At 62.1% G+C, this 17,348-nt stretch carries 14 protein-coding genes, 6 pseudogenes and 2 riboswitches; of the genes and pseudogenes, 4 read left to right on the forward strand and 16 right to left on the reverse strand.

Annotation, left to right across the window (positions count from 1 at the left end):
* The first annotated feature begins 108 nt into the window (after positions 1–108).
* Entirely contained in the window at positions 109–459 is a 351-nt protein-coding gene (locus LMTR21_RS42020; protein ID WP_430642599.1) for a histidine phosphatase family protein, read from the forward strand.
* A 20-nt stretch (positions 460–479) separates the two neighbouring features.
* Positions 480–641, forward strand: a complete 162-nt coding sequence (locus tag LMTR21_RS42025; protein ID WP_430642477.1) for a histidine phosphatase family protein — start codon at positions 480–482, stop codon at positions 639–641.
* Here LMTR21_RS42025 and cobT read toward each other — a convergent pair.
* From cobT to LMTR21_RS26350, 7 genes and pseudogenes are all read right to left on the reverse strand, one after another.
* Positions 636–1,783, reverse strand: a pseudogene (cobT, locus tag LMTR21_RS26315) (nicotinate-nucleotide--dimethylbenzimidazole phosphoribosyltransferase). The gene LMTR21_RS42025 and the pseudogene cobT overlap by 6 nt on opposite strands.
* Positions 1,740–2,489, reverse strand: a complete 750-nt coding sequence (gene cobF, locus LMTR21_RS26320; protein ID WP_065754140.1) for a precorrin-6A synthase (deacetylating) — start codon at positions 2,487–2,489, stop codon at positions 1,740–1,742. Before cobF ends, cobT begins: the two are co-directional and overlap by 44 nt.
* A gap of 51 nt (positions 2,490–2,540) precedes the next feature.
* Positions 2,541–3,218, reverse strand: a complete 678-nt coding sequence (locus LMTR21_RS26325; protein ID WP_065754141.1) for an energy-coupling factor ABC transporter permease — start codon at positions 3,216–3,218, stop codon at positions 2,541–2,543.
* A 37-nt stretch (positions 3,219–3,255) separates the two neighbouring features.
* Positions 3,256–3,474: riboswitch (cobalamin riboswitch) on the reverse strand.
* A gap of 308 nt (positions 3,475–3,782) precedes the next feature.
* Positions 3,783–3,917 (reverse strand): annotated as a pseudogene (locus tag LMTR21_RS26335) (nucleotide-binding protein); the annotation flags it as partial.
* Entirely contained in the window at positions 3,917–4,699 is a 783-nt protein-coding gene (cobM, locus tag LMTR21_RS26340; RefSeq protein ID WP_065754144.1) for a precorrin-4 C(11)-methyltransferase, read from the reverse strand. The gene cobM and the pseudogene LMTR21_RS26335, both read right to left, overlap by 1 nt.
* The gene (locus LMTR21_RS26345; protein ID WP_065754145.1) at positions 4,696–5,064 is read right to left on the reverse strand and encodes a cobalamin biosynthesis protein; all 369 of its coding nucleotides are present in this window, start codon (positions 5,062–5,064) and stop codon (positions 4,696–4,698) included. Before LMTR21_RS26345 ends, cobM begins: the two co-directional genes overlap by 4 nt.
* Positions 5,061–6,242, reverse strand: coding sequence for a bifunctional cobalt-precorrin-7 (C(5))-methyltransferase/cobalt-precorrin-6B (C(15))-methyltransferase (locus tag LMTR21_RS26350; protein ID WP_065754146.1), 1,182 nt, complete (start codon positions 6,240–6,242; stop codon positions 5,061–5,063). The genes LMTR21_RS26345 and LMTR21_RS26350 overlap by 4 nt, the downstream gene beginning before the upstream one ends.
* Between LMTR21_RS26350 and LMTR21_RS26355 the strand changes: the two genes are divergently transcribed.
* Positions 6,241–6,990 (forward strand): cobalt-precorrin-6A reductase, encoded by a 750-nt coding sequence (locus LMTR21_RS26355; protein WP_065754147.1) that lies wholly within the window; start codon positions 6,241–6,243, stop codon positions 6,988–6,990. The genes LMTR21_RS26350 and LMTR21_RS26355 overlap by 2 nt on opposite strands.
* Here the strand turns inward: LMTR21_RS26355 and cobJ are convergent.
* From cobJ to LMTR21_RS41190, 6 genes and pseudogenes are all read right to left on the reverse strand, one after another.
* Entirely contained in the window at positions 6,966–7,700 is a 735-nt protein-coding gene (cobJ, locus tag LMTR21_RS26360) for a precorrin-3B C(17)-methyltransferase (protein ID WP_065754148.1), read from the reverse strand. The two genes, LMTR21_RS26355 and cobJ, sit on opposite strands and share 25 nt — an antisense overlap.
* Positions 7,697–8,428, reverse strand: a complete 732-nt coding sequence (locus LMTR21_RS26365) for a precorrin-2 C(20)-methyltransferase (RefSeq protein ID WP_065754149.1) — start codon at positions 8,426–8,428, stop codon at positions 7,697–7,699. Before LMTR21_RS26365 ends, cobJ begins: the two co-directional genes overlap by 4 nt.
* A gap of 2 nt (positions 8,429–8,430) precedes the next feature.
* Complete coding sequence (locus tag LMTR21_RS26370) at positions 8,431–9,060, reverse strand: precorrin-8X methylmutase (protein WP_065754150.1); 630 nt, start codon at positions 9,058–9,060, stop codon at positions 8,431–8,433.
* Positions 9,060–10,223 carry a precorrin-3B synthase gene (cobG, locus tag LMTR21_RS26375; protein ID WP_065754151.1) on the reverse strand — a complete coding sequence of 388 codons (1,164 nt, stop codon included), beginning with the start codon at positions 10,221–10,223 and terminating at the stop codon, positions 9,060–9,062. The genes LMTR21_RS26370 and cobG overlap by 1 nt, the downstream gene beginning before the upstream one ends.
* Positions 10,220–10,657, reverse strand: coding sequence for a cobaltochelatase subunit CobN (locus LMTR21_RS41185; protein WP_246175836.1), 438 nt, complete (start codon positions 10,655–10,657; stop codon positions 10,220–10,222). The genes cobG and LMTR21_RS41185 overlap by 4 nt, the downstream gene beginning before the upstream one ends.
* Positions 10,658–10,705: 48 nt before the next feature.
* Positions 10,706–11,041: pseudogene (locus LMTR21_RS41190) on the reverse strand (DUF1636 family protein); the annotation flags it as partial.
* A gap of 89 nt (positions 11,042–11,130) precedes the next feature.
* Positions 11,131–11,347, reverse strand: a riboswitch (cobalamin riboswitch).
* Positions 11,348–11,386: 39 nt separating this feature from the next.
* On the opposite strand from LMTR21_RS41190, the pseudogene LMTR21_RS26385 reads away from it, so the two are divergent.
* A pseudogene (locus LMTR21_RS26385) lies at positions 11,387–11,695 on the forward strand (cob(I)yrinic acid a,c-diamide adenosyltransferase); the annotation flags it as partial.
* A gap of 1,978 nt (positions 11,696–13,673) precedes the next feature.
* Here the strand turns inward: LMTR21_RS26385 and LMTR21_RS42030 are convergent.
* The 3 genes and pseudogenes from LMTR21_RS42030 to LMTR21_RS26395 all read right to left on the reverse strand — a co-directional run.
* Positions 13,674–13,823, reverse strand: a pseudogene (locus LMTR21_RS42030) (cytochrome-c oxidase, cbb3-type subunit II); the annotation flags it as partial.
* An 11-nt stretch (positions 13,824–13,834) separates the two neighbouring features.
* Positions 13,835–15,457: a cytochrome-c oxidase, cbb3-type subunit I gene (gene ccoN / locus LMTR21_RS26390; protein ID WP_141688393.1), complete on the reverse strand. Its 1,623-nt coding sequence runs from the start codon at positions 15,455–15,457 to the stop codon at positions 13,835–13,837.
* Positions 15,458–15,854: 397 nt separating this feature from the next.
* Positions 15,855–16,575, reverse strand: a pseudogene (locus LMTR21_RS26395) (helix-turn-helix domain-containing protein).
* Positions 16,576–17,348 lie beyond the last annotated feature (773 nt).

Below are 17,348 nucleotides of genomic sequence, written 5' to 3' on the forward strand. Positions count from 1 at the left end.
AGTCCTTCGCGGTAAAGCCTCCACGGGCGAATGTTAAGAATGTTTCTCGCATTGATAAGCATCGGAGATATAGGGATGGAAGGGGAAGCCTTTTTTGGTTGGTCCGGCATGCGGTCGTCAATACTACCGAAGGAACAAATCTCCCCTCCGAGCGCTCCGGCTGATCTCAGCCGTCGGGCGCATTTGCAAGCCGTGCGAAGGCGCTTACCGCGGGACGCCGCAAGCTATGCGAGTCCGTCTCAACGAACTGTTGATACCGCGCGCGCATTCGAGCTTGATCCGATCCTCGTGCCTGAGTTCGGGGACTTCGGGCATTGGACCGGCCGACGTCACGACGATCTCGCCGCTCTCGGAGATGAAGGGTACGCCGAGTTCTGGAAGGATCCCGCTCGTTCAAGCCCACTCGGCGGCGAGAGCTTCGAAGATCAAATTGCGAGGGTTCGGGACTTCGTAGAATAGCTGCTGGTCCAGCAACACTCGTGGTGCATTCCGGCACTATTCGCGCCGCGCTCTGCGTAGCCCTCGACATCGCACCGCAAGCAGCGTTGCGCTTCGTGATCGATCCGCTGTCGATCACCCGAATTGATCGGCTGCGGAACGATTGGCGGATTGTGTCGGTCAATCCGAATGTCGCGTTATGAGCGATTCGGAACGCTGGCTTGCGCGAAGGTTGCCATTCCATTGTACAGAGCGCATGCAAGCCGCAGGATTGGCAATGCAAGCGCGACGCCCGCCCCCTCCCCTAGCCTGAGGTCCAGATTGAACAACGGCGGCACATCAGCGCCTCAAGAACTAGGCGGCGCCCCTGCTCGGCCGATTGATGCGAGGATAAGAGAAAGGGCCGACACGACGGATTAAGAAGCACCGCCGTCAATGCCGCGACAGACACGATAAAGCCGTCGATCAGGATCGGGAGCCGACGTTGAGCGGCGGTGATGATCGCGCCCGTAATCGCAGCAGTTTCGAGACCGCCTACCGCACACAGGATCCGCTCGGCAGAAGTTCCTGGTCTTGTAAGGGCATGACGAGCCAGCGCTGCATCAATCAGGTGCGCCTTGCGCGCACGGCTGTCGGCATCGATCCCGGTGCCATTGCCGGCCACCTGCTCGGCGCCGATGCCAAGCAGGGCGGCGGCAACTGCCGCAGAAGTCGTGGTGTTGCCGATACCCATGTCACCAAGGATCAGAAGATCTGGCTCCGCTGAGGCCGCGCGCGACCGCGCGCTTGCCGCCGTCGAAGGCGAAGGCGACCTCCCCAACTTGAGCGCCGCTTCCTTGCTGAAATTCCGGCTGCCGCGGCGCGGCTTGTCTGTCGCGACTCCCGGGATGGGCTGTTCGGCGAGCGTTCCGGCATCGACGATCTCCAGACTTAAGCCCAGTTCGCGCGCGAGAACCGAAATTGCTGCACCGCCTGACGCGAAATTCTACATCATCGCCATCGTAACTTCCTGAGGATAGGCCGATACGCCCTGCGCGACGATCCCGTGATCCCCTGCAAAGACGATGATCGGCACGCGCTCGGCTCGAGGCCGTTCGGTTTGTTGCGGACCGGCCAGGTCGATCGCGAGGTGCTCGAGGCGACCCAGCGCACCGGTCGGCTTGGTGAGCTCGGCCTGACGGGCAAGGGCGCCATCACGATGGGCAGTCGAAACGCCCGGGCACTCGTGATAGACGCACTCGGGTAGCATGTCGTCCTGCCCTTGGTGATTGTTCAAAATGCCAGCAGCCTTCGCACGAGTGCTACGACACGCGCTTGAGGATGTAGCTATCCATGATCCAGCCATGCTTGGCGCGTGCTTCCTGTCGGGCGGCGACGATGATTGGCCCCACTTCTGCGAGCGCACCTGACATGGTGATTTGCCGGGGCATCCCGAGATAGGCGCCCCACCAGATATGTAGTCCGTTCGGATCGAGCCACTGGAACGCGGCGCCGCCATCGAGCATGACGACCACCGTGTCGGCGCCGGATGGCCAACCGCATTCGCGCAGCCGCCGTCCGGTGGTGACGAGAAAAGGCTCCCCAATGTCGTTCAGCGGCAGTGAATGTGCGGCGCAAAGCGCCTGGATCGACGTGATGCCCGGGACGACCTCGATTATCGGCAACGGATCAAGCCTTTGTGCGATCCGCAGGCTCGAGTCGTATAGCGAAGGATCGCCCCAGATCAGCAGGGCAACGCGCCCGTCATCACCGAGATGCGCCGCAATTGCGCGGGACCAGGTCACGGCGACGGCGTCGTGCCATTCCTCCACTCCCTTGCGGTAGCTCTCCTGCGCAGTGTCGCGAACGGGCACGTCGAACTCAGCAACGCGCGTGCGGCTGTTCGTCAGGGCTTGCGCGCAAATCAGCCGGCGCAGGTCGGCGAGATCGGACTTCACCGGGCCCTTGCGCGGAATCAGCACCAAGTCAGCCGCATTGATCGCGCGGATCGCCCCAAGCGTGAGCTGCTCGGGATCGCCGCAGCCAATGCCTATCAGGGAGAGTGTCAGCATCACGTTATGAAACGGGGGCGGCCGCGGCTTGCGACCGCCCGTACGTCATCTTCAGGCGCCGTTGTGAAGCCGATAGGTAACAAGACCATCGGCAGTCACACCTCGCAGCGATTTCGCCAGTGCCAACACGGTCAGATCGGCCAGCGGTTCAATGACCACGACGAGCGCGTAAGAAGCGGCGAAAGACGCGATGGAGGCGAGGTTGTCGGCCGCAAAGCCCGCACCATACAGCGCCCAGAAGGCGACCCACCCCACGATGCCGGATTGATAGGCGGTCGAAAGCGCAAGTGCCTGCCGATACTGCAGGTCAACATAGGCGGTGTTGCGAGGAATGATCCGCCCAGCCAGCGCCTGGATCGCAAACAAGGGCACCAGCAGCGTCGTCACGTTCATACCATACTGCGGCAGGTCGGTCGGCACGAAGAACAGCCCCTGCAGCAGAAGACCAAGCGCCAACCCGAACGCGGCTGGCGCTGCGCCGAACAGGAGAAACAGCGTCGAGCCGAGAATGAAATGCACCTCCGAGACCCCGACCCGGAAATGCGGCAGGAGTTCGAAGAACGAGAAGACCAGGACCGTTGTTGCGACGGTGCGCACCGCCAGCGAAACAATCCCCTGCGCGCGCACGGTTTCGACCACGAGCTTGAAGGCGCAGCCGGCGGCAACGGCACCGGTCGCATAACTCAGCACGAGCTTGGCGCCCGTAACGATACCTGGTTCGATATGCATGACTTAAGTCCCTTCTGCCGTCACACCCGACGGCGTTAGCGTTAAAAACTGCAGGGCCGGTCTCCTGGCTCGCGGTTCGAAACGGGTCCCCGGCCTTCCCAGGCCTGATGGCCCAGTGGCGGATCGGAGCCCCTCACCGCTTACAGTCGCGGGGGCGGCCGGGCTTTGGGCGCCGCATTCAGGTCCGCCCTTCCCCGTTCCGAATTATGCTCTGGCGCTTTGCGCCGCTTCGAGCACCATGCCTGCTCTGTGTGCTCCTTCCGACGAGGAGACGTCAAGGGGCTCGCGAGATCGGGCGACAGCGTCATCATCGAGTCTCTCCCGCCAGCGTGCCGAAAAGAATGATCGGCGCCGTCGTTGCGGCGCCGGTTTGCGTTAGCTGCTCTACGAGCTTCGCAATCGTGGTGCGGACAATCCGCTCCTCCGCGTGGCCAAGAGACTTGCAAATAGCGCCGGCGTGTCGGCAGCCATACCGTGCTCGATCAGTTTTGCCGCGAGCGCCGGGAATGTGTCGCTTCCTCATATAAAACCCGGTCGTTGATTCCGGATCGGCAAGTGCCGCGCATCGATATAATCGGGCCCGCTCTTGAAGCACTGGACCTTCAGCCCGCGATCGCGATAGGCGCCCGCCAACGCCAGCATCAGCATCGTCTTGCCGACCCCGGATGCAGGCGCGGAGATGACAAGGCTCGCCGTCATCACGAGCCTTCCGGAAAGCGCGGCGTCGGCCCGATCGGCCGATATCGGCGGTCATAGTCGACGGCATACAGTCGGCTCTCTCCGAAATCTTCCGAACCCAGTGTGCGGCCAACCAGAATAACGGCTGTGCGCTCGAGCTCGGTGCTTACAGCAGAGTCCAAGGTACCGAGCGTGGCGCGGACGATGCGCTGATCCGGCCAGCTTGCGCGCCAGACTATTGCAACCGGGCAGTCTCCTCCGTAGTGCGGCGTCAGCTCATCAATCACCGTGGAAAGCAGATGGATCGAGAGATGGATGGCGAGCACCGCACCGGTCGCGGCGAAGGTGGTGAGCTTCTCGCCTTGCGACATCGCGCTCGCCCGGCCCGGCATCCGTGTCAGCACGACCGATTGCACAAGATCCGGTAGCGTGAGCTCGGCCTCGATCGCGGCCGCGGCGGCGGAAAAGGCCGGCACGCCCGGCGTGATTGAATAGGAGATTTGAAGCGCGCGCAGGCGGCGCAATTGCTCGCCCATCGCCGACCAGATCGAGAGATCCCCGGAATGTAGCCGTGCGACGTCCTTGCCCTCATGATGTGCGGTGACGATCTCCGACATGATGTCGTCGAGCGACAGCGGCGCGGTGTTCACGATCCGTGCATCCTTTGGGCAATGGGCAAGAACGCCCTCGGGTACGAGAGAGCCGGCATAGAGGCAGACCGCACAGGCGGCGATCAGATCGCGACCGCGCAAGGTGAGCAGATCAGCTGCTCCCGGTCCGGCGCCGATGAAGTGCACCGTCATTCGGCGTCTCCTTCCGCGATCGCTGCGGTCGCCGTCCGATCCTGCGAGACGGCCCGCGTCGAAACGAGGCGCGCACCACGGCCGGCGACCGCAAGCGCTGCGGCTTCGGCGACGGAGCCCGTACCGAACTTCGCCTTGATGGATTCTGACTGTGTGGGCGTGGCAATGCCGGCCAGGACATCGGCCGAAACAGGCCGGATCGGCACGGTGAGTTCGCGCGCCAGCAATTTGAGCGCGGCGGTTTCGGCCTTGTCGCTGACGGTTGCAACCGCCGCGAGATCTTCAGGACCGCCCGCTGCGGCGAGAGCTTCGCGCAGCGCAGCCAGTGTGACCTCCCGCTTGAACCCCAGACCTGCGACCTTCACTTGACTGCACTCCATTGCACGACCGGCCGCACCGCTTCCCAGGAGCGGTAGCGGCCGAGGTGACCCGCATGCGCAATCTCGATTCGCATCAACTCGCCACCGTGGCGTTGATGAAGGTCCGAGAGTAGCGCCTCGGTCTCCAGCGTGACGGCATGCGCAACCAACCTTGCTCTCGGCTCAATGCGCGACCACACCGAATCGAACATCCTAGCGTCGAGCCCTCCGCCGATGAAGACGGCTTGCGGTGTCTCAAGGCGTGAGAGGATATCAGGCGCTATTCCCTCAACGATGGCGATCCGATGCGTCAGACCGAAGGTTGCCGCGTTGCTGCGGATATTCGCTACGCGATTAGACCGCGCTTCGATGGCGATCGCCGTGCCCCCACAGAGAGCCCATTCTACCGAGATCGAACCTGAACCGGCGCCAATGTCCCATAATCTGTCGCCGGATCTCGGCGCCAGCGTCGAAAGCGCGAGCGCGCGCATCGGCCGCTTGGTGATCTGGCCGTCATGCACGAAGAGCGCGTCCGAAAGGCCGGAGCTGCGCGGAACGCCGTGCGGTCCATTGGTTTCCAGCGCAATTGCCACCGGCCCCGCGCCGCCATCTGCGGCGTAGCTGTCGGCCCGATATTGCGCCACGGATTCGCGGGGACCGCCGAGCGCGGTGAGCGTCCACAGCCGTGAATCGCCCCAGCCGCGCGCCGTCAACCATTTGGCCAGATCGCCGGGCGCCTTGCCGTCGCGCACGAGACAAATGATGCGTGCTCCATGTGTCAGATGCGGCACCAGGCGTTCAAATGGCGCCGCGTGGATTCCAAGACAGACGACAGATTCAAGCCGCCATCCGAGCCGCGCCGAGGCAAGCGAGAATGTCGAGGGCGCGGGATGCGCAATCCATTCGCTCTTGCTGAGCCGTTCCGCGAGACTAGCTCCTACGCCGTACCAGGACGGATCGCCCGAGGCCAGCACCACCGTCGGACGACCGCGGCAGGCCAGCACGCAATCTGTCTCGAACGGCGCCGGCCAGGGACGGCCGCGGTCGGCAATCCCTGCCAGCGCGAGATGCCGTTCGCCGCCAAACACCGTCTCGGCTTCCGCAAGCGCCTTTCGGCTTGCATCCGAGAGGCCGGCAAGGCCATCTTCGCCAATGCCGATTACCGTCAGCCAGGGATCATGCATGATGCGCGCCCTCATTCTGGGCGGAACAAGCGATGCCAATCTGCTCGCAGACGCTGTGGCGCGCGCGGGGTGTGATGCGATCTATTCCTATGGAGGTCGCACCCGCGCCCCCGCGAACCAGCCGCTGCCGACCCGCATCGGAGGGTTCGGCGGCGTGAATGGCCTTGCCGAGTTCATTCGGCGCGAGGGAATAACGCACCTTGTCGATGCAACCCATCCCTTCGCGGCCGAAATGAGCCGTAATGCGGTTGCAGCGTGCGAGACGACCGGAACACCGCTGATCGCGCTCGAGCGCGCGCCCTGGGCAAAAGGGACCGGCGACACCTGGATCGAGGCCGCGGATATCTCCTCCGCTGCGGCAGCATTGCCGAACAACTGCGCGCGGGTATTTCTTGCGATCGGACGGCAGCACATCGCAGCTTTCAGCGCCAGGCCGCAGCACGCCTACACTTTGCGGTTTGTCGATCCTCCCGATAGACCACTGCCGTTTCCGGACGTCGATGTCATCGTGTCGCGCGGACCGTTCACCCTCGCCGGCGAATTGGAGATGATGCGTGCGCGCGGCATCGAATGGGTTGTTGCCCGCAACTCCGGTGGAGCGGGCGCGCGCGCCAAGATCGACGCCGCGCGCGAGCTCGGCCTTCCCGTCGTGATGCTCAAGCGGCCCGAATTGCCTGACAGGCCCCGAGTCGAAAGCGTGGCGGAGGTCATGCAATGGCTCCGTCATCGGGCATGCCTCGGTGCATAGACCCAGCGGCCGACGCGGCGCGTTGCCGAATTACCGACGATGACAAGGGTTCGCATGTCGGCCATCTCGGGCCGTGCCTCGCGCAGCATCACGGTTTCAATTCGCTCCGCGACCGTGCTGACCGCATGGGCGAAGATCACGAGGCGCTCGCCGCAACCTGCCTCCTTCAGCACCGAGAGCGCGCGTTCAAAACCCTCGGGCCGGCTCACTGAGCGCGGATTGTACATCGCGATCGCAAAGTCGGCTTCGGAGGCAAGCCGCAAGCGTTTCTCGATCATCGACCACGGCTTCAGATTATCGGAGAGATTGATCGCGCAAAAATCGTGGCCGAGTGGCGCGCCGGCGCGCGCGGCGGCTGTCAGCATTGCAGTCACGCCGGGCATAACGCGGATTGCAAGCCCATGCCATTGAGGCGAGACTTCAAGTGCTTCGAACACAGCCGCTGCCATGGCGAAAACACCTGGGTCTCCCGAAGAAACCATGACAACACGGCGTCCTTCCGATGCCAGCTGCAATGCATCGCTTGCGCGCTGCAACTCCATGCGATTGTCTGATGGATGCAGCGTAAGTCCTTCACGCGGGGCTACTCGCGCGACGTAGGGCGCATAGCCCACGACGTCGGTCGCGGCGGCGAGCGCGGCGGAGACTTCCGGCGTGACTAGCGCCTGGTCGCCCGGCCCAAGTCCCGCGATCGTCAATATGCCCGTCATTCGGCCGCCTCTATCCGGCGTCCCCGCCCATGCACGAGCACGACCGCGAAATAGGGGCACTCGGTCTCGTCCACGTCCTTCAGCCGCGCGACGCGCTCGGCCGGCATAGTGCCGCGTTCGATCAGCCATGCCTCGCCAAGGCGGCCGGCGGCGGCAAGCGCGCGGCGCACCTTCTTCAGATTGCGACCGGTCTTCATGATGACGAGCGCATCGGAATTGCGCGCGCGTTGCTCGAGCTCGTGTTCCGACAGCGTACCCATCAGTACCGTCATCACGTCGTCGCCGAGGGCGATCGGCAGGCCGACCGAATTCCAGCAGCCAGCCATGCCGGGAATGCCGGCGATCACCTCGATCTCGACGCGGCGCTGCAGACGTGCACGGAGGTGCATGAAGGAACCGTAGAAGTAGGGATCGCCCTCGCAGAGAACGACGATGTCGGCCGCGCGGGCGATCCGCGCAAGACGCTCCGCCCACTCGTCGTAAAAGCCGGTAAGGAGGCCAACATATTCCGGACTATCGAAGGCGATCTCCGTAGTGACCGGATACTCCATCGGATACTCGCAGACGTCCTTTGCCAGTAGTCCATCGACGATGCGGCGCGCCTGGCCGGCCCGCCCTTTCTTCCGGAAATAGGCTACGTGCTTGGCCGCACGGACCTCACGATCGGCGCGCACGCTCATGAGGTCCGGATTTCCTGGCCCGAGGCCGCAACAGATGATGCGCCCCATAGCTATTCGTTCCGGCTCGCCAGCGCGTTCACGGCGGCGACCGTGATTGCGGAGCCGCCAAGGCGCCCCTCGACCGTCAGCGCCGGCGCAGGCTGGTCAGCCATCAGCGCAACCTTGGCTTCAGCCGCGCCGACAAAGCCGACCGGACAACCGATGATCGCTGCAGGTCTTGGACAGTTGCGATCCTCCAGCATGTTGAGCAGGTGAAATAGCGCGGTCGGCGCATTGCCGATAGCGACGATCGCGCCGTCCAGATGCGGCCTCCACAATTCCAGCGCTGCGGCTGAGCGGGTATTGCGCATGGATTGCGCGAGGGAGGGAACCTTAGGATCGTCAAGCGTACAGATGATGGCGTTGCCGGCCGGCAGGCGCGCACGGGTAATTCCCCCCGACACCATGCGTGCGTCGCAGAGGATAGGCGCGGCGTTCTGCAGCGCAGCCCGCGCGATGCGCGCCATGCCGGGCGTGAAGCGGATGCAGGATTCGAGACTCACCATGCCGGCGGCATGGACCATCCGCACGACCACCGGCTCCTCGTCGGCGGAAAATCGCTCAAGGTTCGCCTCCGCGCGAATGGTGGCGAAGGATTGACGGTAGATCGTTGCACCATCGGTTTCATAGACGTGCGTCATCAGGGCGATCCCGTTAGAACGGAAGGATCCGCGATCATTCGGCCTGCGCTTACTCCACGCTGGCTAGACGTATCCCGCGTTGAGCCGCTGCGGATGACATCAAATCCCTCGCGGGTCGCAACAAGGGTGAGCGCAGCAGTCCCCGAATGGGCACAGCCTTTGGCACAGCCAGAGACGTGAAGCCTCTCGTCCGCGGCAATATGCGACGCAAGCGACGCTGCAAGTGCACGAGTATCGGAATGCGCCTCACAGCAGGCGGGCGCACCGCTGCAGGCGATGACGCGCAGGATCGGATCGTCCGCTTGGGTGACGAGGCCCTCGCAGTGGGGCATTTCGCGCAATCCTTCCGCCATAATCATGCGCCAGGGCGTCATCCGTAATCCTTGCGAGCATCCGGCAAGATGGCTGAGAGCGGCATGTGTCAGCTGTCCGAAAGCCGCAGCGACCATCGCGCCTTGCGGATAAAGTCCGGGACGCGGCTCCGCGATCATGCAAGCCGGCTTGACGTTGCTACGAAGCGCGTCGGGCAGTTTTGCGCCAGCCCCGACATGCGCTTTCATTCGCCCTCTCCCCTCCCTGGCTCCGCCCGAGTCGACGAACCACTCGGCAAGCGCGAGCGCAACGCTTACCGCTCCTGTCCGCGAGACGGGACGACCATGCTCCGCACCGTCGGCACGCACGATCAGCTCTCCCGCGGTGCTGCGCTCGATGCGGATGTCGGCGGAGGCGCCGGCCAGCGCGGGCTCTGTGCTGCAATCAACGGCGAAGCCGAATTTGGTCGGCAGGCCGGGCGGTCCCATCACAAGCCCGTGTTCAAGTTCTGCTGCGAGAAAACAGGTATCGTCACTGGCGCTCCAGAAGGGCGTGACAAGGATGTTGCGCCGCGCTTCCGACTCCGCATCGGGATCGAGCAAGTGCAGCCGTGAGAGTTCCTCGATCAAGGGCCGATGACCTTGATCACTGACACCCCTGATTTGCAGGTTGCCCCGGCTGGTCAGATCGATCAGGCCGTTGCCGTAGCGCTTGGACAGCGCCGCAATTCCCGCTGCCTGCTTCGGAGCCAGCCGGCCACCGTGCGGCCGGATGCGAACCACGAGCCCATCTCCCGACCGCATCGGCCGTAAGGCGCTGGGGCACCAGCCCTTGATCGCAACAGCGCTCATGAAGCCTCCCGCAGCGCGGCCGCAATCGAATTGCGCCGTGTCCTCCAGGGCGAAGCTTGATTCAAACGGGTGAAGCAAGTCTCGATCGCCGCAAGCGCCGCCGGATTCTCGCGCGCCATGAAAGTGCGCACGTTGTCGCTGCCAAGCATCGCGTCGTAATAGAGATCGAAGAGATGCGTGGGCACCGCATCGGCAAGATGTGCAAAGCTGGCCATATGCTCTAGCGTGGCAGCGATTTCCGCCGCGCCCTGAAAGCCGTGGCGCATCATGCCGGACATCCATTTCGGTTGGCCGCACGCGCACGCACAACGCGCGAAATTTCCTCGGTCAACGAGCGAGCACGCGGCTGATCGGGATGTGTCGCGTAGGTGGTAGAGCGATGGTGTGGCCGCGCCGAGGCGCGCCGCCGCGGCCGCAAGGCCCGCCTCATGCACGGCATAGTCTGCGGCGAGCAGCAGATCCGTTTCATGGTAATCGGTGAAAATGCGGGCAAGCGATTGTTTGCGGAAGATCTCCGGCCGGCTGCGCCACGGCACGACGCCGTCGGCCGCCGCCGCATAGGCCGCAGCACCGGCGATCACGTCCGGCGCGTTTATGTCGGACAGGCGGCCGCAGACGTAAGACCACTGTCCAGGCGCGCTGAGCGCGACCGAGCAACCCTGGCTACAAGCAGACAGGCATTCGACCGGAACCACGTGGACGTCTTCCGGCACGCCGGCGAGAATGGCGCTGTGCAGACGCGCGCCTGGCGTGATTTTGCCTTCTCTTACGGGTTGGTCGGCACGGCAGGTGATGCAGACATGAAGCGTGACGGTCATCGCCCTCCTCGATTTTTGGCGGAGGCGATGAGGCGCACGAACCGGAGACACTACGGTTCGTTGCCGTCGCGGAGCACCCCGTCCGCCGGTCCCAAGTCTCTGCGCTGGCAGGTCTCCCGGCTTGCGGAGCAGGTTTTCCCTTCGATCTCCACCTTCCCAACCCTTGACGGGTCAGTGGCTCCTAGAGATCTCTCCGGTCACGGTCGCGGGGGCGGCTGCGCTTCAGGTCCAAGCTTTGCGGCTAGAGCCCTATCGCATTCCCTCTTCGCCTGTCCTAGGACAGGAACCAACGCCACCCCACCATTTGCCCAAGCGTGCAGCTTGTCAAGCCATAGGAGCGTGCTCATGACTTCCGAACCTGATGCCGCTGAGGACGAAACTGTGACCTCTGAAGCCTCGCTGGACGCCCGCCATGCGGCCAAATGGCGAAGAAAAAAAGCAGCGCGCGACCGGATGATAGCCGCCAAGAGCGGTGAGAAGGGACTCATCATCGTCCATACCTGCGCGAGCAAAGGGAAATCCTCCTCGGCTCTCGGCATGATCATGCGGTGCGTTGCGCATGGCTTTCCCTGCGCCATGATGCAATTCATCAAAGGTGCGTGGGACACCGGCGAGCGCCCGCTGCTGACCGGACATTTTGGTGAATTGTGTCGCGCCAACTGGGAATATCGGCGATCGGCGAAGGAATTTACCACTCCACGATAGCGCCCAGGTTTCAACTTTCCATCCAGAGCCTTCATCGCGTGTCAACTCGTAGGTCAACAAATCAGGATGCTGACCGCGATGCATTTGATGCGAACCTGGCGATTGGCCGAAGCGCAACGTGGTAAATGCCATGCCTGTCCTTAGGAAAAAAGCTTTTCTGCCGGCCCACTATCGTTGCGGAATAATAGGCCGCTGACAGACATCAACTAATCCGATGGGCCGTTCTGGGACCTATCGATGGATTGGTGCGAGGACGCGGCGCCGACCCCTGAATTCATGGGCGTGAGTGAGATCAAATGCAAGATCTGCAAGCTGGCGCTCCTGCTCGCCAAAAAAAATGCCCGGCCCCCTTTTCGGCGGCCGGGCGGAAGTCAGTCTGGGGGGGAGCGACGCTGCTACACATCGCACCAGCTTCCGCCGGCAGAGGGAGGGTGCCGGCGGTTCATTTACGGCGAGGGCATTCGCCGTTAACTTTAGCCACGGGAAGGCCGATATACGTTCCAAATGAAATCAGGTTTCGCTTCCTTCTGCTCTATTCAGGGAATTCGGCGCAACGATCGCGTGAAGCTCGACAAGTGCGTCGGTCACGTAATCTTGAGGCGGTCATCAAAGATATGCTTCAAGATGAACCCCACGGAAAAGAGGCTGTCCGCCAATGCTTCGCCCGCCTGTGATCACTCATCCGCCATGGAAGTGACGCCGAGTGTGTGTGCCATTTGCACCAGACTATGCGCGCTTTCTAACAGCATTCCGCAAAACTGGTGAAATCGATTGTTTCGATGGGATGCATCTATGCTGTTGATACATAAAGACATGCGTTCAGCGACCCTTGTCTAAATCGCCTCATTCGCGCAGGACGCTCTGGTGACCAGGCGTAAGCTCTGGCCGAATTGCAGTCCATTTTACCAAGACATCGCGGTGGCCGACTTTTTTGCGTGGCCTCGGACCGTTTCCCACCTGCAAGGCCCGCTGCGTGTTTGCGCTGCTTTCGGATCAGCCAGCGCACGCGGCGGAAACCCCACAATTGCGAGTCTAGGGCTCAATCGCGAAAGACCGCTGAGAGGGCATGTTGGCCGACGGCTGGTGCGAAGCTGCTCATCGAGGCTTGCACGGACACGGCTCGCAAACAGCGAAGCACCCAGCTCATCATGGCGCAGGATTGTTTGGTGGCCGACAAAGTCTCGCTACGCAACGTGGTAATTGCGACACTATTCTCAATCCAAGAATGTCGCGCGGCCGTTCCCTGGGCCGACTAGACGCAGATCATCGGCAGCTTTCGAGCGGCACGTCGTTTGCAAGGGTGATATTGGGCATGGACACGGACCTTCAGCCGTGCCGATGCCCGCAACCTTCAGGTTGCAGCCCGACGCACCTCTTGCTTTTCCCTTTAGCAAAGTGCGTCGGGCTTTTTCGGTCATACAGACACGCCCTTGCAAGAACATCCCCTTGCCTATGGCAACGCCTGTCTTGACCATGCACGCTGCTCTGTATCCGGATTTTCGTATTCGGGATTCGACAATGCACGAGACAACCTTTCGGGGAGCCACCTGAGAGGTTCCCAAACTGATAGATGCCCGTCGATTTAGCTCGGTGGGCTAAGACGTGAAGTCGTGTGCGATCGAGCTCGGCAACCCAACAGCGCAGAGCTCGGCGGCATCAAGGAATCGGCTGAGCCACTCCGAAAACCTGCCTAAGGGCCTACCGCCGATCGATTACGTCCTTATGGCCGATGACATAATCCCCTCCTTTACGGTTGAGCGGGTCAAGTATTAGGGACGAAACAGCCGACCGTATCGCGCTAGATCAACCTCGGAAGCAGCTGCCCAGGGCGCGCGAGGACAAGGCGCTACGATCAAGCGTTACAGCCGCGATTCCGACATCCGCTCGACGCGGCACGGAGCCGGCGTTTCGTCGTCGTCAGAAGCGCCGGGCTGACGCCATCGACCACCTCAGTTGTGCTTTTCAGGTAACAGCGGCCTGATCTCGGCCAAGGCCGCGATCGCATCACAACCAGAATGCTCGCGATCAGGATAACGAAATTCTTTTCGAAGATTTGATGGCGGGTCCAGAAGGCAATCAGATCGTTCCTTATTGCGCCGCCTGCATCCCGAGCTCTGTAGCCAATTCCGCCCCGCCTGCCCGCACTGTCATCCATAGATTATAGGCCATGATTAACGACCCGATCAAGAATAGCGCTCCACCTGCGGCGCGGATGATGTGGAAAGGATGCATCGCTTCCACGGTCTCGATGAAGGAATATTCGAGGAAGCCGAGCGAGGTGTAGGCGCGCCACATCAGGCCCTGCAGGATTCCCGACACCCACATCGCCGAGATGTAGAGAACGATGCCGATAGTTGCGGTCCAGAAGTGCCAGTTGACCAGCTTCAGGCTGTAGAGCCCCTTGCGATCCCACAGCCATGGAATCAGGCAGTAGAGCGCACCAAAGGACACGAAGCCGACCCAGCCCAGCGCACCGGAATGCACATGGCCAACGGTCCAGTCGGTATAGTGGCTGAGCGAGTTGACGACCTTGATCGACATCATCGGCCCTTCGAAGGTCGACATGCCGTAGAAGGCGACCGACACGACGAGCATGCGCAGCACGGGATCGGTGCGGAGCTTGTCCCAGGCGCCCGACAGCGTCATCAGGCCGTTGATCATGCCGCCCCATGAGGGCATCCACAGCATGATCGAGAACGTCATGCCGAGTGTCTGCGCCCAGTCCGGCAGTGCCGTGTAATGCAGGTGGTGCGGACCGGCCCAGATGTAGAGGAAGATCAGCGACCAGAAATGGATGATCGACAAGCGGTAGGAATAAATCGGCCGCTCGGCGCGCTTCGGGATGAAGTAGTACATGATGGCGAGGAAGCCGGCGGTTAGGAAGAAGCCGACCGCGTTATGCCCGTACCACCACTGGAACATGGCGTCCTGGACACCGGCCCAGGCCACGTAGGACTTCGAGCCGAACATCGACACCGGCACGGCGGGATTGTTGCCGAGATGCAGTACGGCGATGGTGACGATGAAAGCCAGGTAGAACCAGTTGGCGACGAAGATATGCGGTTCTTTTCGTTTGATGATGGTCCCCAGGAAGACCAGCAGGTACACCACCCAGACGATCGTCAGCCAGAGATCCGCATACCATTCCGGCTCGGCATATTCCTTGGACTGGGTGATGCCGAGCAGATAGCCGGTGCCGGCAACGAGAACGAAATAGTTGTAACCGATGACGACGAACCAGGGGGCGAGATCGCCCGCCAGGCGCACACGGCAGGTCTTCTGCACGACATAGAGCGAGGATGCGATCAGCACGTTGCCGCCGAACGCGAAGATGACGGCCGACGTATGCAGCGGCCGCAGGCGACCGAAGCTGGTCCATGGCAGATCGAAATTGAGCGAGGGCCATGCGAGCTGGGACGCGATCAACAAGCCGACCGCAAATCCGGCGATGCCCCAGAACATCGCCATGAAGGAAGCAAACTTGATCGGACCGAGATTGTAGTTCGGCTTGTCGTTAATTTTCTGCGGCGGCAGCGAGACGGGACGATCGAGATACCGGTTCATGATCGTGAACGACGCGGCGCCACTTGCCACTGCAGCGAGCGAAGCATGGAACGCGAACGGCGCGTCCAGCGCCATGGCTGCTGCGAACGCGCAAACGAAAGCTGCCATCGAGAAGAATAGCATCAGCCCGGCTTCACCGTGGGTCATCCATGTCGCGGATTGAACTTGCTGCATGTGCAATTCTCTTTGCATGCGCGTCTGCCCCGTCAGCCCGATTCGCTGTGTTGCCTTTGATTGGGATCAGCCCCGATGAGCTACCCGCACGATCGGCGGGCGTGTTGCACCACCTCCAGCGACTTCACTAGGAATCAGAATGGACGACGCTTGCGCCCTCCCGGGGTCGCCTGATGCGACCCCGGTGATTGGACACTGGCCCAAGCAAGAACAGCGGCGACAATCACAAAGACCGAGATGACAGCGGCGGAAACCAAGAGCGCAGCGGGCATGACGAACTCCATTAGCGTCGATGCGAATATATCGCGGTTTCAAGGGATGCGTCTTTGACCTTGATCAAAAGAGGTAAAAGAACCCAACTCGATGCGCTTCAACTTACGCCCGCAGACAACGCTTCGACGCGCGCGGCATCTAACAGGACGACGCCACCAGCAAAGATCTGGATCACACCACCACGTTCGAGCTTCGAGAAGGTACGGCTCACCGTCTCAATGGTGAGCCCGAGATGATCCGCGATGTCCAGCCGTTTCATCGGCAGCGTCAGAATTTCTCCTTCACGTCCAATTCCATTCAGTCGGTCGCGCCAGCCCGATCAGGAAGCTGGCTATCTTCTCTTCGGCGGAGCGCCGTCCGAGCAAGACGATATGTTCCTGTGCCCGGGCCAGGTCCCGGCCGGCCAATTCCATCATACGGCACAGCAACCGCGGCCGGTTCTCGGAGAATGTCGCGAACGACTCTTTGGCGACCTGGCACAACGCGACGCGGCCGATCGCGTCAGCGGAGAACTCGTGCCGCGGCAAGGTGGAGAGCCCGAGGAAATCACCCGGCAATGCAAAACTGACAATCTGGCGCCGGCTGTCCGGCAGCAGCTTGTAGATACGCAGGATCCCCTTATGCACGCTGAAGAATGACGTGGCTATGTTTGCCTGTGCGAATACCGTGGCGCCGGATTCGAAACGAACATGCCGCGACAGCTGGGCCAATTCGCGCAATTCGGTGGTGTTGAGCGCTGCGCAGATGGCAAAGCCCCTCGCTGTGCAATCGTGACACGATTGCCAATGTGTTCCTTCCCTCGAACCCGAAATCTTCACACGTTCCTCCGATCGCAGCCTGCAGACGCCTCATGCGCGCGTTTTCCCGCGGCTGATGCAGTGTAGCGTCCGTAGGTATGACGTGGTTGATGCAGATCATCGCCGGAGATGCCGTGAGGCTATACCGTTCGGCGGCCCCGCGGACGTCGTTGAGGAGGCGAGCCCGAGCTTTCAATGAGATCCAAGGCTTCTAGATCGCACCAGATCGAGGCGCGCGCCCGGCTATCGCAGTCTCTGGCCTGCTGCACCACCTCGTGAACAGACGGTCACCCCGCTCGGGCCGCTGGTCAGCATAATTATCACGGGCCTGATAAAGCCCGCAGCAGCTCCCACCACCACTCAAGCTGGCTGTGAACAGAGCAGGATCGCCACGAACAACCTTTTCTGAAGCCGATTCTGCCATCGCACTTTTCTCGTAAGAGCCGGGCTCTCCCCCAAACGCGGCGCGGGCACCGGCCATATGATCGTTGCGTCCCTGGAGATGACTTCAGGATCGACGCCACGCTCGGCGGGCCCGCGGCGAAGCGCGTCGCATCGCAAAACGGCGGCGAATGAGGAAAACTAAGGAGGTGGCCGGGTGTTACACTAATTCCTCACTCTGCCAGGATGCGATTTCATTTCAAGGACCACCGTTCGTTCCCGGCAACTATGTCTCGGTGGGCGGCCTAATCGGTTCGCCGCCCGCGCGCGGTCCGCCACGGAACAAGGGAAGCGGAAGCGCTGTTCCACCTCACCAATCCGAATTCTGGAACATTGCGTTCGTTTGGACCTCG

Origin of the sequence: Bradyrhizobium paxllaeri, assembly GCF_001693515.2 — a bacterium.
Lineage (GTDB): Bacteria > Pseudomonadota > Alphaproteobacteria > Rhizobiales > Xanthobacteraceae > Bradyrhizobium > Bradyrhizobium paxllaeri.